The organism is Microlunatus endophyticus, assembly GCF_014646195.1.
In the GTDB taxonomy this organism is placed as follows: Bacteria; Actinomycetota; Actinomycetes; order Propionibacteriales; family Propionibacteriaceae; genus Microlunatus; species Microlunatus endophyticus.
Genome location: NZ_BMMZ01000002.1, coordinates 461103 through 479636, shown reverse-complemented (window position 1 = coordinate 479636; position 18534 = coordinate 461103). Strand labels below are relative to the sequence as shown.

At 68.7% G+C, this 18534-nt stretch carries 16 protein-coding genes; 12 read left to right on the top strand and 4 right to left on the bottom strand.

Annotation, left to right across the window (positions count from 1 at the left end; all coding sequences use genetic code 11):
- Nucleotides 1-17: 17 nt before the first annotated feature.
- Nucleotides 18-1067, top strand: coding sequence for a uroporphyrinogen decarboxylase/cobalamine-independent methonine synthase family protein (locus tag IEY07_RS05880; protein ID WP_229669744.1), 1050 nt, complete (start codon nt 18-20; stop codon nt 1065-1067).
- Between the two features lie 3 nt (nt 1068-1070).
- Here the strand turns inward: IEY07_RS05880 and IEY07_RS05875 are convergent, their stop codons facing one another.
- The gene (locus IEY07_RS05875; RefSeq protein ID WP_188894227.1) at nt 1071-2867 is read right to left on the bottom strand and encodes an ABC transporter ATP-binding protein; all 1797 of its coding nucleotides are present in this window, start codon (nt 2865-2867) and stop codon (nt 1071-1073) included.
- On the bottom strand, nt 2864-4783 hold the full coding sequence (locus tag IEY07_RS05870; RefSeq protein ID WP_188894226.1) for an ATP-binding cassette domain-containing protein: 1920 nt from the start codon (nt 4781-4783) through the stop codon (nt 2864-2866). Before IEY07_RS05870 ends, IEY07_RS05875 begins: the two co-directional genes overlap by 4 nt.
- 162 nt (nt 4784-4945) lie before the next feature.
- Between IEY07_RS05870 and ligA the strand changes: the two genes are divergently transcribed.
- From ligA to IEY07_RS05855, 3 genes are all read left to right on the top strand, one after another.
- A complete protein-coding gene (gene ligA, locus IEY07_RS05865) occupies nt 4946-7075 on the top strand; it encodes an NAD-dependent DNA ligase LigA (protein WP_188894225.1) in 2130 nt (709 codons plus the stop codon).
- 62 nt (nt 7076-7137) lie between these two features.
- Nucleotides 7138-8046: an aminoglycoside phosphotransferase family protein gene (locus tag IEY07_RS05860; protein WP_188894224.1), complete on the top strand. Its 909-nt coding sequence runs from the start codon at nt 7138-7140 to the stop codon at nt 8044-8046.
- A gap of 24 nt (nt 8047-8070) precedes the next feature.
- Complete coding sequence (locus tag IEY07_RS05855; RefSeq protein ID WP_188894223.1) at nt 8071-8454, top strand: hypothetical protein; 384 nt, start codon at nt 8071-8073, stop codon at nt 8452-8454.
- A gap of 4 nt (nt 8455-8458) precedes the next feature.
- Here IEY07_RS05855 and IEY07_RS05850 read toward each other — a convergent pair whose 3' ends face one another.
- Entirely contained in the window at nt 8459-9076 is a 618-nt protein-coding gene (locus IEY07_RS05850) for an ACT domain-containing protein (RefSeq protein WP_229669801.1), read from the bottom strand.
- Between the two features lie 152 nt (nt 9077-9228).
- On the opposite strand from IEY07_RS05850, the gene IEY07_RS05845 reads away from it, so the two are divergent.
- From IEY07_RS05845 to IEY07_RS05825, 5 genes are all read left to right on the top strand, one after another.
- Nucleotides 9229-10434, top strand: a complete 1206-nt coding sequence (locus IEY07_RS05845; protein WP_188894221.1) for a DUF1015 family protein — start codon at nt 9229-9231, stop codon at nt 10432-10434.
- A 113-nt stretch (nt 10435-10547) separates the two neighbouring features.
- Nucleotides 10548-10844, top strand: coding sequence for an Asp-tRNA(Asn)/Glu-tRNA(Gln) amidotransferase subunit GatC (gene gatC, locus IEY07_RS05840; RefSeq protein ID WP_188894220.1), 297 nt, complete (start codon nt 10548-10550; stop codon nt 10842-10844).
- Nucleotides 10841-12367 carry an Asp-tRNA(Asn)/Glu-tRNA(Gln) amidotransferase subunit GatA gene (gatA, locus tag IEY07_RS05835; RefSeq protein ID WP_188894219.1) on the top strand — a complete coding sequence of 509 codons (1527 nt, stop codon included), beginning with the start codon at nt 10841-10843 and terminating at the stop codon, nt 12365-12367. The genes gatC and gatA overlap by 4 nt, the downstream gene beginning before the upstream one ends.
- The gene (gene gatB, locus IEY07_RS05830) at nt 12364-13860 is read left to right on the top strand and encodes an Asp-tRNA(Asn)/Glu-tRNA(Gln) amidotransferase subunit GatB (protein WP_188894218.1); all 1497 of its coding nucleotides are present in this window, start codon (nt 12364-12366) and stop codon (nt 13858-13860) included. The genes gatA and gatB overlap by 4 nt, the downstream gene beginning before the upstream one ends.
- Before the next feature lie 122 nt (nt 13861-13982).
- The gene (locus tag IEY07_RS05825) at nt 13983-15119 is read left to right on the top strand and encodes a CaiB/BaiF CoA transferase family protein (protein WP_188894217.1); all 1137 of its coding nucleotides are present in this window, start codon (nt 13983-13985) and stop codon (nt 15117-15119) included.
- A 72-nt stretch (nt 15120-15191) separates the two neighbouring features.
- Here the strand turns inward: IEY07_RS05825 and IEY07_RS05820 are convergent, their stop codons facing one another.
- Nucleotides 15192-15854 (bottom strand): TIGR03085 family metal-binding protein, encoded by a 663-nt coding sequence (locus IEY07_RS05820; RefSeq protein ID WP_188894216.1) that lies wholly within the window; start codon nt 15852-15854, stop codon nt 15192-15194.
- Nucleotides 15855-15947: 93 nt separating this feature from the next.
- Between IEY07_RS05820 and hisI the strand changes: the two genes are divergently transcribed.
- Genes hisI through IEY07_RS05805 form a run of 3 tightly spaced genes read left to right on the top strand, consistent with a single transcriptional unit; the run spans nt 15948 to nt 18513 of the window.
- Nucleotides 15948-16358 carry a phosphoribosyl-AMP cyclohydrolase gene (hisI, locus tag IEY07_RS05815; protein ID WP_229669743.1) on the top strand — a complete coding sequence of 137 codons (411 nt, stop codon included), beginning with the start codon at nt 15948-15950 and terminating at the stop codon, nt 16356-16358.
- On the top strand, nt 16355-17935 hold the full coding sequence (locus IEY07_RS05810) for an anthranilate synthase component I (protein WP_188894215.1): 1581 nt from the start codon (nt 16355-16357) through the stop codon (nt 17933-17935). Before hisI ends, IEY07_RS05810 begins: the two co-directional genes overlap by 4 nt.
- The gene (locus IEY07_RS05805) at nt 17932-18513 is read left to right on the top strand and encodes a Trp biosynthesis-associated membrane protein (RefSeq protein ID WP_188894214.1); all 582 of its coding nucleotides are present in this window, start codon (nt 17932-17934) and stop codon (nt 18511-18513) included. The genes IEY07_RS05810 and IEY07_RS05805 overlap by 4 nt, the downstream gene beginning before the upstream one ends.
- Nucleotides 18514-18534: the final 21 nt, after the last annotated feature.

Sequence of the window (18534 nt, the reverse complement as noted above, 5' to 3'; positions counted from 1 at the left end):
CCGGCCGTCGGATCCTGATGGCAGACGAGTTCGCGCCGATCCGCAGTACCGGCATCGGCTCCTGGCCCGGCACCGACCTGATCGAGGCGCTCAAGATCAGCTTCGACGAGGCGCCGGAGCTGCCCTTCCTGCCGGAGCTGCCGGCGCGCGGCGTCGGCTCGCAGATCATCGGCCGGGGGATAGCAGTGCTGTCCGGCCTGGGCGCCGACCTGCAACCGGCCGGCTGGCGACTGACCGATGCGCCCGGCCGCGATCAACTCCGGGCCAGGGCCACGCTGCGCGATGATCGTGATCAACTCGAGGAGGTTGCCCAGGACTACCGAGGTCCGTTCAAGATCGCCATTGCCGGGCCGTGGACGATGGCGGCCTCGGTCGAGCGGCCCCGCGGCGACCGACTGCTCGCTGATCACGGCGCGCGGCGGGAGCTGACCCAGTCGCTGGCCGAGGGAATCGCCGAACTGGTCGATGATCTGCAGCGGCGACTGCCGGCCCTGGACCTGGTCGTACAGCTGGACGAGCCCGCCCTGCCGGCGGTCCTGGCCGGCGACATCGCCACCGCGAGCGGCTTCTCCAAGCACCGCAAGGTCGATGTTCCGGAGGTCAGCGACTCGCTGCAGTCTGTGGCGGAGGCGGTCTCGGCCGCCCTGCGGCCGGCGGAGCAGTCGACTCTCCCGCGGGTGTGGCTGCACAGTTGTGCCCGCGGCGTACCGGTGCAGCTGGTCCACAAGGCCGGCTTCGGCGGAGTCCTGGTAGACCTTGATCAACTCGGCACCGCCGACTGGGATGCGATCGGCCAGGCGATGACCGACGGCCTGTGGCTGGGTGCGGGTGCGCTGTCCACCAGCCCGGCGACAGGACCGGCTGCCGGCCGGCAGTGGTCAGCGGATCGGGTCGGCGAGCGGGTGCTGCGCGCGGTCCGGACCCTCGGACTGGAACCGGACGTCGCCGGTCGGATGATCATCACCCCGGCCTGCGGGCTGGCCCGCTTCGACCGGGCATCGGCGGTGGGCGCCCTACGCGCCGTCCGCAAGGCGGCCGACATCGTCACCGACCAGCTGGCCGACTGACGGTCAGCGGTAGGCGTCGGCCTGGAGGGTGAAGAGTTCGGCGTACCTGCCACCGGCCGCCATCAGCTCGACGTGGCTGCCGAGCTCGCTGATCCGGCCGCCGGCGACGACCACGATCAGATCAGCCATCCGGACCGTCGAGAACCGGTGCGACACCAGCACGGTGACCGCACCGGTCTCGGCCGCCAACCTGCGGGCGCTGGCGCCGTACTCCTCGTAGATCGCCTGTTCGGCCTCCGGATCCAGCGCCGCGGTCGGTTCGTCCAGCAACATCAGCAGCGGCCTGGTCCGCATGAACGCGCGGGCCAGCGCCAGCCGCTGCCACTGGCCGCCCGACAATCCGACACCGCCGGTGAACTGACGGCCGAGTTGGGTGTCCAGGCCGTCGATCAGGCCGGTGATCACCGGACCGGCCTGGCCGGCGCCGACGGCGGTGCTGATCAGCTGCCGGTCCTCGCGCAGGTCAAGATCACCGACGCCGACCGAGTCGGCCGCCAGGAATTCCAGCCGGGCGAAGTCCTGGAAGCCGGCCGAGATCCGCTTGCGCCATGCCAGCGGGTCGATCGTCGACAACGGCACGCCGTCGATCAGCACCTGGCCTTCGGTCGGGTCGTACAACCGGGCCAGCAGCTTGACCAGGGTCGACTTGCCTGCGCCGTTCTCACCGACGAAGGCGATCGTGGTGCCGGCCGGCAGGAACAGGTCGACGCCGTCGAGAGCCTTCACCTCGGTGTCCATCGCCGACGGGTAGCCGAAGGACACACCCGAGAAGCGGATGCCGTCGGTGAGCGCGTCGGGCGGCTCGGCCTGGCTCGCCTGCCAGTCGTGCGAGGCCTCGTAGTCGCGCAGCCACTGGTACCGGCCGAAGGAGTCCAGCGCGCCGATCACCATCCGTACGTTGTTGGTCATCGCCTGTGCGGTGGTGTTGATCTGCGGGCCGACCAGCAGCAGCAGCGTCACATCGCCGATCGTGGCCGCGCCCGCCCGGGCCCGGGCCAGCAGCCAGATCAGGCCGATCGCGTAACCGACGCCGTAGATCACCCAGCCGCCGGACACCAGCCTGGCGAAGCGGCTGGTGATCCGGCTGTAGCGGTTGTGGCGCAGGCTGATGATGTCGGCCGCGACGGTCACCAGGGTCCGGCCCAGGCCGAAGCTTCGCACCTCGACGCCGGTCGGCGGCTCGGTCAGGGCATCGGTGATCTTGGTGCCGAGCCGGCGCAGATGCTCCTGCTCGCGGATCAGCTTGCGCTGCTGCTGCCAGCCGCGGGCCTGAACGCCGGCCACGGCCAGGGCGAGCACCAACAGCAGCAACAGCACCGGTGAAACCGACCAGAGCATCGCCACCACGGTGATCGTCCCGGTGACGCCGCCGACGACCGACAGCATCCGGTAGACGCCGGCGAGCTGGTTGCGGTCCTGTTCGATCAATGCGATCCGGTCGGCCAGCCGGCGGTCCTCGTGGTGGCCGATCGACGGGATGCCGGCGGTCAGCCGCAGCAGGTCGTCATGGACATACCAGTAGACCTTCTCGTCCAGGGTGTCGCCCATCGGGCCGGCGAAACTCCCGGAGACTGCGGTGACCAGCAGGCAGACGCCGAGCAGCACCACTCCCGACATCACCGAGGTGTGCTGGCTGATGCCGTCGACGACCAGCTTGATCGCATAGACCTGCAGCGGACTCAGCACCGAGGACAGCACCACGCTGATGCACATCAGCAGCGACAGACCCGGTGAGGCCTTGAATGCGGTGGTCATCCACAACTTGATCGTGCTGACCGCTGCCGCCAGCTGTTCGATCATTCGCCCGCCTCCGTCGCTGCCCGTACCTCGGCCTCCGCCTCGGCGTACCGGCTGGCCTGCATCGTGAACATCGCGCGATAGCGGCCGTCGGGCACCGCCATCAGCTCGTCGTGGCTGCCGCGCTCGGTGATCCGGCCGCCGTCCAGCACGTAGATCAACGGCACCGGCCGGACCACGGAGAACCGGTGCGAGATGATCAAGGAGGTGACCGACCGGGCCAGGTCGAGGTAGCCGCCGACCAGCCGTGCCTCGGACTCGACGTCCAGGGCCGCGGCCGGCTCGTCCAGCACCAGCACCTGGGCGCCGGCGGCGACCGCACGAAGCGCACGAGCCAGCCCGATCCGCTGCCACTCGCCGCCCGACAGGTCGGTCCCGTCCGGCATCGTCTTGTCCAGCGAGGTGGACCAGCCCTTCGGCAGCCGGTGGATCAGGTCGGTGATTCCGGCGCGCTCGGCCACCGCGTCCAGAGTGGTGGTGTCCGGCAGCGGGTCGGGATCCAGCCGGCCGGCCCAGACCCGGCCGGATCCGAGCTCGACGTTGTCGCCCGCCGGCAGCGGCAGCCGGAGGAATTCCTGGGTGATCGGCGCGACCCGACGCTGCCAGTCGCGCCGCTCGTCGACCTCCAGCGAGGCAAGATCGACTCCGTCGACCAGCACCTGACCGCGGGTCGGCAGATAGCCGGCGGCGAGCAGTTTGACCAGCGTCGACTTGCCTGCGCCGTTGACTCCGACCAGGGCCACCGGCTCCCCGGCCGGCAATTCGAGGTTCAGTCCGTCCAGGATCAGCCGGTCGCTGCCGGGATAGTGGAAGCTCACCTCGTCGAAGACGATCGCCGGCGGAGCGGGCCGTGCCGTGGCTCCGACGGTGGCGGCGCCGCTGTCAGTGGCACGGTCCTTGATCACGACCGGTGCCCCGTCGCCGGAGGTGATCGGCGCTGCCGTACGGCCGGCGTCGGCGAGGTACTGACGTGCCGGTGCGAGTTGCTCCAGCCAGCCGTAGGTCGTCCCGGCCCGCTGCAGCTGGCCGATCATCCACAGATCGGTCTCGGCCATCGCCATGATCAACGGGATCGCGGTGGCGATGGTCGTCAGGTCGATTCGGCCGCTGACCGCCAGCCAGGCGGCGTACGCGATGGTGCCCAGGGTGGTGATCACCCGGATGACACCGAGCACCACACTGGTGCCGGCGTCCTTCCACCGCCGTGCCCAGTAGGGCCGGTAGCCCTCCATCGCGAAGTCGATCATGCGGGCCCGCAGGTAGTCCGCGAGCCCGAAGATCCGGATCTCCTTGGCTGCCTTGCCCATGCCCTGCTCGAATGCGTACGCCGCGTGCTTGAGTCCTTCGGCCTGGCCGGACCAGACGTCCATCTGGGTGGTGATCACCCGCCGCAGGTACTCGGCGTTGATGGCGATCACGATCACGATCGGGATCGGCGCCCACCAGGTCAGCACGATCCCGAGAGTGATCGCCGTGCCGATCAGGGCCGGGAACTGGCGGGTGGCGACTGCGGTGAGGATCTGATAGCCCATCGAGATCTCCCACTCCCGGGATCTGATCTTCTGCACCAGATCGGCGGTGCGCGGATCCTCCAGTGAGGTGAGATCGGGGTCGTGGGACAGCGCCCAGCCGATCCGCAGCAGGATCTCGCGGCGGATCGGACCGTCGGCCAGCTCGATCCCGGTCTGGCCCAGAACGCCGGTCACATTGCTGATCGCCAGAGCGGCCAGCAGCCCGACCAGGATGCCGACGTACGGCCCGGTCCAGCCGTGGTGGATCAGCCCCGGCACACCACCGATGGCCCGCCCGGTCAGCACCGGCAGGATGATTGCGGTCCCCGCACCGACGAGCGCGGCGATCAGTGAGATGACGGTCGCTCTTTTCGCGACTTGCAGCCCCAGCCTCAGAATCCCGAACATGGACCTCCGTCGTCGGTGAGCCGGATCGAATCCACCCCGAACCCGGGCAGCCTAGCCTTGACGCCGGACAGTTTCCGGTGATTTGTTTCGGCCCTCGGCGGCCTCGCCCGGGGGTGTACGCGTCACCGGGGCGATGTCAGGACCGGCGACTAGATTGCCGTTGTGACCGAGACCCCCGAGCTCCCCGACGAGACGGCCACGACGGCCGGCCGCCAGCCGACCGCCGAAGCACGACAGCGGCACGCCGAGCTGAGCGAGATCGTCGATGACGCACGCTGGCGCTACTACATCCTGGACGCGCCGACCGTGTCCGATGCCGAGTTCGACCAGCGGTTGCGCGAGCTGGCCGATCTCGAGGAGGAGTTCCCGTCGCTGCGGACGCCCGATTCCCCGACCCAGAAGGTCGGCCCGCCACCGGGATCGACGTTCGCTCCGGTGGAGCACCTGCAGCGTTTGCTCAGCCTGGACAACGCCTTCAGCTCCGACGAACTGGACCGCTGGGCCCAGCGGGCGATCCGCGAGCTGGGCCAGCAGCAGATCGAGCGGTCCGGTTTCCTCTGCGAGCTCAAGATCGACGGGCTGGCCATCGATCTGACCTACGAGCAGGGCCGCCTGGTCAAGGGCGCGACCCGCGGCGACGGTCGAGTCGGTGAGGACGTCACCGACAACGTCCGGACCATCAGTGCGATCCCGGCCCGGCTCGCGGGAGACCGGATCCCCGACCTGCTCGAGGTCCGTGGCGAGATCTTCCTGTCGGTCGAGGACTTCACCAAGCTGAATGAATCGCTGGTCGCCGACGGCAAGCCGCCGTTCGCCAACCCGCGCAACTCGGCGGCCGGATCATTGCGGCAGAAGGATCCGCGGGTGACCGCAAGCCGCAACCTCGGCTTCATCGCCCACGGACTCGGTGTCGTCGAGGGCTACCGGCAGCTCGACCGGCTGTCCGAGGCGTACGAGGCGATGTCCGGCTGGGGCATCCCGGTCAGCTCGCACACCAAGCTGTGCAAGACCCTGGACGAGGTCTGGGCCTACATCGGCTACTACGGCGAGCACCGGCACTCGGTCGAGCACGAGCTGGACGGCGTGGTGATCAAGCTCGACGAGCGCGGCGTCCAGGACCAGCTCGGCTCCACCTCCCGCGCGCCGCGCTGGGCGATCGCGTACAAATACCCGCCCGAGGAGGTCAACACCAAACTGCTCGACATCCTGGTCAATGTCGGACGCACTGGCCGGGTCACTCCGTACGGGGCGATGGAGCCGGTCGTCGTCGCCGGGTCGACGGTCGGATTCGCGACGTTGCACAACGCCTCCGAGGTCAAGCGCAAGGGTGTGCTGATCGGCGACACCGTCGTGCTGCGCAAGGCCGGTGACGTGATACCCGAGATCGTCGGCCCGGTGGTGGATCTGCGCTCTGGGCACGAACGCGAGTTCGTGATGCCGACCCACTGCCCGTCCTGTGGCACCGAGCTGCGACCCGAGCAGGAGGGCGACGCAGACATCCGCTGTCCCAACAGCCGGTCCTGCCCGGCCCAGCTGCGCGAGCGCCTGTTCCATCTGGCTGGACGCTCGGCACTGGACATCGAGGTGCTGGGGGAGTCGGCGGCGCACGCGCTGTTGGAGTCGGGGCTGATCACCGACGAGGGTGATCTGTTCGACCTGGACGAGGACGCCTTGCTGCCAACGGAATTCTTTCGCACCAAGTCGGGACGGCTGTCGGCCAACGGCGCGAAGTTGATCACCAATCTGCAGGATGCCAAACAGCGTCCGCTGGACCGCTTCCTGGTGGCGCTGTCGATTCGCCACCTCGGTCCGGGGGTCGCACCCGATCTTGCCGCGGCCTTCGGCGACATCGACAGGATCGCCGAGGCGTCGGTCGAGCAGCTGACCGAGGTGGAGGGCGTCGGGCCGACGCTGGCGCAGGCGATCGTGGACTGGTTCGCGGTCGACTGGCACCGCGAGATCGTGGCCAAATGGCAGGCCGCCGGTGCGCAGATGAAGGCCGAGGAACGCGAGTTGGGCCAGCAGACCCTGGCCGGGCTCACCTTCGTCGTCACCGGCACGTTGCCGGGTTACAGCCGGGACAGCGCGGCCGAGGCGATCACCAGCCGCGGCGGCAAGGTGTCGGGCTCAGTGTCGAAGAAGACGTCCTACGTCGTGGTCGGCGAGTCGCCGGGATCGAAATACGACAAGGCGGTCGGCTTGAAGGTGCCGATCCTGGACGCCGACGGATTCGAGGTTCTGCTGAACGCCGGACCGGATCAAGCGGCGGAGGTCGCCCGGGTCGGCGAGTGAGGGAGACGCCGGCACCGGACAACTCGGTGGCCGCTCGGCGACGTCCATGACAGGGTGTTGCGATGCCGTACGAGCCGATGTCCGACCAGGCCCTCAACTGGGTTCTCGAGCAGTGGGCAAGGCCGCGCTTCGGTGACGGAGCGATCATCGAGTCCGTCGAGCGGCTCGTGGGCGGGATCACAGCCGCGATGGATCGGATCGTCGCCCGGTCTGCTGACGGAGGCCGGCATCGGGCAGTGCTGCGTCGCTGGATCGGCCACCGGGTGCACGTCGAGGATCACCTCGACGCGGAGACCGGTGCGCTTCAGGCGCTGGCCGGGCACCGGATCGGCGCTCCGGAGCTGATCTCGGTCGATCGGTCGGGACGGCTGGCCGGTGTGCCGAGCGTGCTCATGACCGAGGTCGGCGGCCGGGTGGAGCTGGCGCCCGCGGACCTGGACTCCTGGGTGCGCAGGCTGGCGCGGGTCCAGGCGTCGATCCACGAGCTGCCGCCCACCCTCGCAGGTGCGCGCGAGGGGTGGTTCGATCCGGGCGTTGATCTCGGCTGGATCACCGACACCGGTCTGCGACGTGCGGCGCTCCAGGCGGCCGACGGCCCGATGGATGGTCAGCGGGTCTTCGTGCACGGCGACTATCAGCACTTCAACGTGTTGTGGACTGACGGCCGGGTCACCGGGGTGGTGGACTGGACGATGGCCGGCGTGGGCCCGCGCGGCATCGACGTCGGACACTGCATGCTGAATCTCGCCGGCTTGTTCTCCGCTGCGACGGCCGAGAACTACCTCCAGTGCTATCAGCGTGCGGCCGGGGTGAGGGTCGACCCGCGGGCAGTTCTGCGCGCGCTGCTGATCTGGAGCCCGGAGTGGCTGGACTTCATTCCTGTTCAGGTTGCCGGTCGTGCTGCGGTCGACCTGGCCGGGATGTCCGGTCGGGTCGCGGAGGCGGTCCGCCGCACTCTGCTCAGCTTCTGATCCTCGGCTGGCTACAGTTGCCGTGTGTCGAGCAACCAGCCCAACCCGTCAGCGCCGTCGCAATCGAACTGGCAGCAATCGGACTGGCATTGGGACAAGTCCGGCCAGCCGGTGCCGGACGGTCAGCCAGGGGCGGCATCCGAACCGCGGCCGAGCCGCTGGGCCCGCTTCAAGCGGTGGGCCTTCTCCAATCTCAACCTGAACGGCCGTACGCCGCCGAGGGTGCAGCCGGCGATTGGCGAGTGGGGCCCGGCGCAGGTGCCGACGACCAAACAGAAGCGGCGGATGCGGATCTATGTCGGCATCGCGCTGCCGCTGGCGATGCTGGCCTGCTTCCTGCTCGGCTGGTACGTCTACTTCCAGATGACCGGCTGTTACGGCTTCGGCTTCGGCTGTCGGACGACGTGATCGCTCACGCCAAGCGGGCGAGATGGCGGAGCCGGGCGACCTCTGAGTCCAGGTAGGTCGGGCCGCCGAGCCGGCCGATCACGATCGCCTGGCCCTCGCCCAGCGGGCTGACCACTCCGACTGAATCGCCGTAACCGGGCAGCCAGTCGCCGGGCAGATCCAACCGGTGGGTCTCGTCGAAGGGCGCCAGTTCCTTGAGGTGGTCGGTGTCCAAGTCCGGTGCCATCGGAGTGCTGTAGGTGGCCACGGCCCGACCGTCGGCGAGCACCGACACCAGCACCGCCCACTGGGAGCGGAAGACCGCGGGCGCCGAGGAGACCAGGGTCTCGGCCGCATGCTCCGGATCGGTGGTCATCCGCTCCAGGGTCTCCAGATCCGACTGCAGTCCGCCGCCTTCGGGATACCGGGAGATCCACTCGACCGTGACACCACCGAGTCCCTGACAGACGCTGATCAATGCGTCCGGGAGACCGTCCGGGGGCAACCCGACGACAAAGTCGTCGATCGCCGCACCCTCGTGCTTCTCGACGATCTCAACGGCGAGGATGTCGGCGCCGACCGAACCCATAGCGGTCGCCACCGCCCCCAGGGATCCCGGGACATCCGGCAACGAAACCCTCATCAAGAACACGGGCCCATCCTGTCTCACGCCGGTGTCCGGCATGTTTCACTCGTCTTGCGATCCGGTACCGGCGCCAGACGCCGGGACGGATCCGATCGGTTCGATCAGGATGGTGGCGGCGGCAGCGTTGCCGGTCGATTAGCCTCACTACCGTGCCACGATTCAGCCCGTTCCACGCATTGAGGTATGCCCGAGACCCCATCGAATCCGTGATCGCCCCGCCGTACGACGTCTTGTCGCCGCAGCAGGCGGACCGATTCCGGGCCGCGCATCCACACAACATCACCCGGGTCGATGTACCCACCGGAGATGATCGCTACCAGCGCGCGGGTGAACTCTTCCGCCGCTGGGTCGCGGATGGCGTCCTGATCGCAGATCCGGAACCTTCTCTGAGCATCTACCGGATGCAGTTCACCGACGCTGCCGGCCGCGACCGGTCGATCGCCGGGGTTCTGGGCGGTCTCGAGGTCGTCGATCCTGCGACGGGTTCAGCCCACCACAGCGGCGGGGTGCTGCCGCACGAGCGGACGACACCCAAGGCGTCCACCGATCGGCTGGACCTGACCCGGGCGACCGGCGCGAACCTGTCCCCGGTCTGGGGCCTGTCGCTGGCTGCCGGTCTGACCGACCTGCTGGCGGCGCCGGGTGAGGTGCTGGCCGACGTGGTCGACGACGATCCGCAGGCCGGAACCGTCCGGCACGTGATCGAGCGGGTCCGCGACCCCGAGCGGATCGCCGCGATCACGGCGTTGATCGGCACCGACGACGTCCTGATCGCCGACGGTCACCACCGCTACGGCGTGGCCCGGATCCACCGTGACGAGATCCGCGCCGCCACCGGGCGCGACGACACTCCGGCCGAGGACACTCTCGCCTTCATCAGCGAGTTGGTGGCCGACCAGCTCAGCGTTGCTGCCATCCACCGGCTCTACAGCGGGCGGAGCTTCGACGAACTCAGCCGGGCACTGGAGCGATTCTTCGATCCGGCACCGATCGAGCCGCCCGATGCGAGCACCCTGGCCCGGATGGAGGCGGAGGAGTTCCTGGTGCTGGTCGGACCGCAGCAGACCTGGTCGCTGAAGCCGAAGGCCGGCGCCTTCGACGGGATCCGGGCTCTGGACGGCCTGTGGCTGGAGACCGCACTCGCTGAACTCGACGTCGCGGTGGATTACCAGCACGGCGTGGATGAGGTCCGCGCGGCCGTCGCCGCGGGAGACGCGGCGGCGGGCGTGCTGATCCGCCCGGTCAGCGTGTCCGAGATCGAGCGGACCGCCCGAGAAGGAGTGCTGATGCCGCCCAAGTCCACCTTCTTCACCCCGAAGCTCAAGACCGGCTTCGTGATCCGGCCACTGACCTGACCGGTCGGCCGGACCTATCGGGTTCGAGAGCGCCGGGCTCGCGCCCTAGGATGATTCAGCGCCCGCAGACGGGCGCTGCACGCACGAAGTGAACAGATGAGCAGGGAGTGGACGTGGCATTGAGTCGCGAGGAGGTGGCGGCACTCGGCCGGCTGGCCCGGATCGAGTTGAGCACCGAGGAGTTGGAGCATCTGGCTCCGCAGCTCGATCAGATCCTGGAGCATGTCGCCCGGGTCAGCGAGGTCGCCGCAGCCGACATCCAGCCCACCTCCCATCCACTGCCGTTGAGCAATGTCTTCCGGGCCGACGAGGTGCGGGAATGCCTGACCGCCGAACAGGCACTGTCCGGCGCGCCGGCGGTCGAGGACGGACGCTTCCGGGTGCCGCGGATCCTGGGGGAGAGCGCATGAGTCCTTCGACAGGCTCAGGACCCGAGTTGATCAGGAGCACCGCTGCCGATCTCGCCGCCAAGATCGCCGCGCAGGAGGTCAGCGCGGTCGAGGTCACCCAGGCCCATCTGGACCGGATCGCGGCTGTCGATCCGGCGGTTCACGCCTTCCTGCATGTCGACGGCGAACGGGCACTGGCCCAGGCCGCCGCAGTCGATGCCAGGATCACCGCAGGTGAGCAGGTCGGACCGCTGGCCGGCGTCCCGCTCGCGCTGAAGGACGTGCTCACCTACTCAGGCGCCCCGACCACCTGCGGGTCCAAGTTCCTGCAGGGCTGGGTCCCGCCGTACGACGCGACCGTCACCAAGCGGCTGCTGGACGCCGGCATCGTGATCCTCGGCAAGACCAACATGGACGAGTTCGCGATGGGGTCCTCGACCGAGAACTCGGCCTACGGCCCGACCCACAACCCGTGGGATCTGGACCGGATCCCCGGCGGTTCGGGCGGCGGCTCGTCGGCCTCGCTGGCCGCCTTCGAGGCGCCGCTGGCGATCGGCACCGACACCGGTGGCTCTATCCGGCAGCCGGCTGCGGTGACCGGCACCGTCGGCGTCAAGCCGACCTACGGCGGCACTTCCCGCTACGGGCTGGTCGCGCTGGCGTCCAGTCTCGACCAGCCGGGGCCCTGCGCGCGTACGGTCCTGGACGCGGCCCTGCTGCACGAGGTGATCGCCGGCTACGACCCGTACGACTCGACCTCGATCGACGCCCCTGTTCCTGCGGTCGTCGAGGCGGCCCGGTCGGGCGACGTCAGCGGGATGAAGATCGGCGTGGTCACCGAGTTCTCCGGTGAGGGCTACGCACCGGGGGTCGAGCAGCGCTTCCGGGAGGCCGTCGGGCAGCTCGAGAAGCTCGGCGCCGAGATCGTCGAGGTGTCCTGCCCGAGCTTCACCTATGCGATGCCGGCCTACTACCTGATCCTGCCGAGCGAGGCATCCTCCAACCTGGCCAAGTTCGACTCGATGCGTTACGGCATGCGGGTCGGTGACAACGGGTCGGCCAGTGCCGAGGAAGTGATGGCCGCGACCCGTGAGGCCGGCTTCGGTGCGGAGGTCAAGCGCCGGATCATGATCGGCACCTATGCCTTGTCCAGCGGCTATTACGACGCCTATTACGGTCAGGCGCAGAAGGTCCGGACCTTGATCATCAACGATTTCAACAAGGCGTACGAACAGGTCGACGTGCTGGTCTCGCCGACCACCCCGACGACCGCCTTCAAGCTGGGCGAGAAGATCGACGACCCGCTGGCGATGTACCTCAACGACCTGTGCACCATCCCGAGCAACCTGGCCGGCAACGCGAGTGCGTCGTTCCCGGTCGGGCTGGCGCCGGAGGATGGGCTGCCGGTCGGTCTACAGGTGATCGCGCCGCCGCTGGCCGATGATCGGCTGTACCGGGTCGGTGCGGCACTGGAGCGGGCACTGACCTCCGACTGGGGCGGTTCGTTGCTCTCCACGATTCCGGAACTGGAGGCGGCCCGATGAGCACCGCGGCATTGATGAAGTACGAGGACGCGCTGGCCAAGTACGATCCGGTGCTCGGCCTCGAGGTGCATGTCGAGTTGAACACCAGGACCAAGATGTTCTGCGGCTGCATCAACGAATTCGGCGGCGAGCCCAACACCCACACCTGCCCCGTCTGCCTCGGGCTGCCCGGCTCGCTGCCGGTGGTGAACGAGAAGGCTGTCGAGTCGGCGATCCGGATCGGGCTGGCGCTGAACTGCAAGATTGCCGAGTGGTGCCGGTTCGCGCGGAAGAACTACTTCTATCCCGACGTGCCGAAGAACTACCAGATCTCCCAGTACGACGAGCCGATCGCCTACGACGGCCACGTCGACGTCGAGGTGGACGGTCAGACGTACCGGATCGAGATCGAACGGGCCCATATGGAGGAGGACGCCGGCAAATCGCTGCACATCGGTGGTGCGACCGGCCGGATCCAGGGTGCCGATCATTCGGCCATGGACTACAACCGCGCCGGCACACCGCTGATCGAGATCGTCACCAAGCCGATCGAGGGCACCGGCGACAAGGCGCCGCAGGTGGCCCGGGCCTACGTCGCGATGCTGCGTGACCTGGTCAAGGCGCTGGATGTCTCCGATGCCCGGATGGAGCAGGGGTCGGTGCGTTGCGACGCCAACGTCAGCCTGCGGCCGATCGGCCGCGAGGAGTACGGGCTGCGAACCGAGACCAAGAATGTCAACTCGCTGCGCAGCATCGAGCGGGCACTGACCTACGAGATCACCAGGCAGGCGGCGCTGCTGGATGCCGGCGAGAAGGTGCATCAGGAGACGCGGCACTTCCACGAACTGGACGGCAGCACGTCGTCGGGCCGGAGCAAGGAACAGGCCGAGGACTACCGGTACTTCCCCGAACCTGATCTTGTCCCGGTGGCACCGAGCCGGGAGTGGGTTGAGCAGCTGCGTACGACGCTGCCGGAGCCGCCGGCCCAACGTCGCAAGCGGTTGCTGGCCGACTGGGGCTTTTCCGACCTGGAGATGCGGGATGTCGTCAGTGCCGGCGCGGTCGATCTGATCGAGGAGACCGTGGCCGCCGGCGCACCCGCGCAGGCTGCCCGCAAGTGGTGGATGGGTGAATTGTCGCGCAAGGCCAACGACGCCGGCGTCGAGCTGGAGTCGGTCGGCATGACTCCGGCCCAGGTCGCCGAGTTGCAGGGTCTGGTCGACGGCAAGACGATCAACGACAAGCTGGCCCGGCAGGTGATCGAGCACGTGCTCGCCGGTCAGGGCGGTCCGGCCGAGGTAGTCGAGGCTCGCGGGCTGGCCGTCGTCTCCGACGACGGCGCGCTGTCCGAGGCCGTCGATGCCGCGATCGCCGCCAACCCGGACGTCGCGGACAAGATCAGGGATGGCAAGCTGGCTGCGGCCGGTGCGTTGATCGGAGCGGTGATGAAGCAGATGAGAGGTCAGGCTGACGCCGGCCGGGTCCGGGAGTTGATCTTGGAGAAGCTCGGCTAACCCCGACCCGCCGAGGAGTCACTAAGTCCCTCATTTCTGCGGCGTGTCGGGCGTTCTCGGTTGCTCACTGGCTTCCTCGAAGCGGTGATCATGGGAGGTGGTGATCATGGGAGGTGGTGATCATGGTCGGGCCACTGGAAGGCGTACGCGTACTCGAGCTGCCGGCGATCGGGCCGGTTCCGTTCCTGGGCATGTTCCTTGCCGATCTTGGTGCGTCGGTGATCAAGATCGATCGGCTGCCGGGGACAGGGACCGGACTGGAATTCGCTCCGGGTGCGCTGGACCGCGGCCGGCGTTCGATCGGACTCGATCTTCGCCGGCCGGGTGGTGCCGACCTGGCACTCAGGATCATCGAGCGGTCCGACGTGCTGATCGAGGGCTTCCGGCCTGGCGTCGCGGAGCGGCTGGGCATCGGCCCCGAAGCAGCTCTGGCACGCAATCCGGCGCTGGTCTACGGCCGCATGACCGGCTGGGGACAGGACGGTCCGCTGAGCCGAACCGCCGGTCACGACATCACCTATCTGGCGATCAGCGGCGCCCTGCACGGGATCGGCGAACACGATCGCGCGCCCGTCCCGCCGGTGAACTATCTGGCTGACTTCGCTGGTGGATCATTGGTGCTTGCCGGCGGGATCCTGGCGGCGCTGGTCCACGCCCGGGCCACTGGCGAGGGCCAGGTGATCGACGCGGCGATGACCGAGGGCGCGGCGTACCTGAGCACCATGACCCGGCAGTTCCTGGGTAGCGGTGACTGGACCGACGAACGTGAGCGCAACCTCTTGGACGGCGGCGCGCCGAACTACCGCTGCTACCGGTGCGAGGACGGGCGCTACGTGGCGGTCGGGGCCTTGGAGCCGAAATTCTGGGCCGAGTTGATGCGGGTCCTCGGCGCTGAGCCCGACGAAGTGCCGAGTCCGTACGTCACCGAGCAGTGGTCGGCGTGTGCCGACTGGCTGGCAGGGCGGTTCGCGACCCGGTCCCGGGACGAATGGGCGGAGATCTTCGCCGACACAGATGCCTGCGTCGCCCCGGTCCTGAGCCTGACCGAGGCACCGCAGCATCCGCACAACCGAGCCCGGCAGAGCTTCGTCACGCTTGACGACTGTCAGGTTGCCGGTCCGGTGCCGCGCTTGTCTCGTACGACGACCTCCGCCGGTGCGATCCCAGGGACAGGCGCCGACACCGACGCCGTTCTCGACGAGCTCGGGGTCGGCGCCGACGAGCGACAGCGGCTGCGGTCCGTCGGCGTCATCGGCTGACTTGCCGCGGGCGGCCGCTTGATCGGCGACGCGCCGCAAATATGAGGGAATATGTGACCCCTCGGCGATGGGTCAGAGGGCCAGATCGCTGCCCAGCAGGGCGTCGACCGCATCCTGCTCACCGACCAGCTTCACGTCTGCGGCCGAGGTGCGGCCGTTGGCGAAAAGCACCAGTTCACTCGGCTTGCCGACGGCGGTGACGATCGGCGCGCCGGTCTGGGCCCGTACGGTTTCGGGCTCGGTGTCCGGATCGGCAGCAGTGACCGGCACCCGCTCCAGAACGACGCCGACCTTGGCCCGGCGGAAGAATGCCCGGCCCATCAGCTTGAGCCGTCGCCACATCAGGTCCTCGATCTCGGGACCGAGATCGCGCGGACCGAGCGGCTGGTCACCGGCCCGCCGGACGTCCTCGTGGTGGACGAAGTACTCAGTGCCGTTGGCGGGCTCGTCGACGCCCGGCAACGCGAAGATCGAGAATCGGGCCGGACCGTTGCGGATCCGAGTCACCAGTTCGGGAAAGGACCACCGGGCCTTGGTCTCGGCCATCCGGCGCTCGGTCAGACCGGACAGCGGCTTGACCGCGATGCCGGGCGCGCCGACCGGATCGGTCTCGCGGATCCACAGATGCGCGGCCAGGTCGTGGGTCGTCCATCCTGTGCACAAGGTCGGAGCATCCGGGCCGACCTCGACGAGCAGGTCGCAGAGTGCGACGCGTTCGTCCTTGGCAAAGGTCATAGGCGCGATGCTAGGGCACCGGTCGCCGCGGTCCTCAACCGCCTGCCGGGCGGTGGTTGGATTCCGGCTGGCCCGGCAGGGGAGAATGGCCGGGTGACGTCAATCGGTTCCTCATCTGGCGGTTCCTCATCTGGTTCCTCATCACCCAGCACGCTGGACCCAGAGATCGCCGATCTGCTGAAGCGGGACGGCGCGGGTCTGGTCACCGCGGTGATTCAACAGCACGACAGCGGCGAGGTGCTGATGGTCGGCTGGATGGACGACGAGGCGCTGAGTCGGACCCTGGCGACCGGGCGGACTACCTTCTGGTCCCGCAGCCGCAAGGAGTATTGGGTCAAGGGCGAGACCAGCGGCAACCGGCAGTGGGTCCGCGAGGTCCGGCTGGACTGCGACGGCGACACATTGTTGATCAAGGTCGACCAGGAGGGCCCGGCCTGTCACACCGGCACGCGCAGCTGTTTCGACGACCGGGTGCTGCCCGCGACGGCCGGGGTTGCGCGATGAGCGAGGCGGATGGCTCGACGACCGGACGACACGCCGCAAGCATTGAGGAATACGCGACCCCTCGCGTGGTGCCGGATCTGGAGGGATTCCGCGCCTACGCAGCCGACCGCCGGGTGGTGCCGGTCTACCGCCGGCTGCTGGCCGACGCCGAGACCGCGGTCGGTCTCTACGTGAAGCTGGCCGGCAACCGGGTCGGCAGTTATCTGCTGGAGTCGGCCGAGCACAACGGCGTCTGGGCCCGGTATTCCTTCATCGGCGTCAATTCGGTGGCGACCCTGTCCGAACGCGACGGTGTGGCGTACTGGACCGGCAATCCGCCGGCCGGACTGCCCACCGGAGGTGATCCGGTCCAGGCGCTGCAGGAGACCTTGCGGCTGCTGCACACCGCCCGGATCGACGGGTTGCCGTCCTTCACCTCCGGGATGGTGGGCTACCTGTCCTACGACGTGATCCGCCGGGTCGAGCTGCTGCCGGACACCAACCACGACGACCTGCACATCCCCGAACTCGGCTTCATGCTGGCCAGCGATCTCGCCGTCCTCGATCACGAGACCGGCGAGGTCTGGCTGATCGCCAATGCGATCAACTACGACGGAACCGACGAGCGGGTGGACGAGGCGTACTCCGATGCCGTCCGACGGGTCGAAGACATGACCGCGGCCGTCGGCCTTCCCACGCCGCCCACCGCGGCGGCGGCCGACCTGGGTCACCAGCTGCCGGTGCGCCGGCAGCGCAGCGGCGAGGAGTACCAGGACGCGGTCCGCGCCGCTGTGCAGGAGATCGAGGCGGGAGAGGCGTTTCAGATCGTCGTCAGCCAGCGCTTCGAGGTGGACACCACCGCGGACGCCCTCGACGTCTACCGGGTACTGCGGCTGTCCAACCCGTCCCCGTACATGTACCTGCTGCGGATGGACGGGTTCGACATCGTCGGCTCTAGTCCGGAGGCGCTGGTCACGGTCAAGGGCCGTACCGCGCTGACGCACCCGATCGCCGGGTCCAAACCGCGCGGCGCCGATGATCGCGAAGATCAACTCCTGGAGGCCGAGCTGCGCTCGGACGAGAAGGAACGGGCCGAGCACCTGATGCTGGTCGACCTCGGTCGCAATGATCTTGGTCGGGTCTGCCGGCCGGGCACGGTCGAGGTGATCGAATTCGCCGAGGTACGGCGCTACAGCCACATCATGCATCTGGAGTCGACGGTCGTCGGCGAGATCGCCGAGGACCGTAGTGCCCTGGATGTGATCCTGGCGGCCTTCCCGGCCGGCACGCTGTCCGGGGCGCCCAAGGTGCGGGCGATGGAGATCATCGACAAGCTCGAGGTGTCCCGGCGCGGGCTCTACGGAGGAGTGGTCGGCTACCTCGACTTCGCCGGCGACGGCGACGCCGCGATCGCGATCCGGACCGCGGTGCTGCGCGACGGCACCGCCTACATCCAGGCCGGCGGCGGCATCGTCGCCGACTCGGTTCCGGCCTTGGAGGACCAGGAGTCGCAGAACAAGGCGGCCGCGGTGATCAGGGCGCTGTCGATCGCCGAGACGTTCGTCCCGGTCCGCACCACCGTCGGCCCGTCGGCGTGAGCGCCCGCACCCGTACGGTCGCGTTCGCCCTGCTGGTGCTGGGCGCGATCGCCGTCGTCGCGATGGCCACCGTTCCGTGGTATTACGTCGATTCCCGGACGCGGTTCAGCGGGACCGCGATCACCGGGGGAGTCGCCGAGGTGCTCGGCGTCGCCGTCCTCGCCGGATCGCTGTTGATGCTGACCCTACGAGCCACCGGGCGCCGGATCGTCGCCGTCGTCGTCGGTGTGATCAGCATCCTGGCGGTGATCTTCCTGCCCTGGCAGCGCCCCGATTCCGACGAGGTGTTCACCGAGCTCCGCAAGACCAGCCTGGCCTCCAGCTATCAGTTGCACGCGACCGGAGGCAGCATCGGCTACGTGGTCAGCTGGCTCGCCGTGCTGGCCGGTACCGTGCTCGTCGTCCGCTACGCCAACCGCTGGCCGCAACGGGCTGCGCGCTTCGAACGGACGCCGACCCGACAGGGGATGCCCCTCGGACCGGACGGAGAGCCCGATGCGGCGGAGATCTGGAAGGCGATCGACGCCGGCCAGGATCCGACCCAGAGCCAGGAGCAGGACCCGGGACCGCGTGCCTGAGTGGCAGGCCGCCACCCCGAT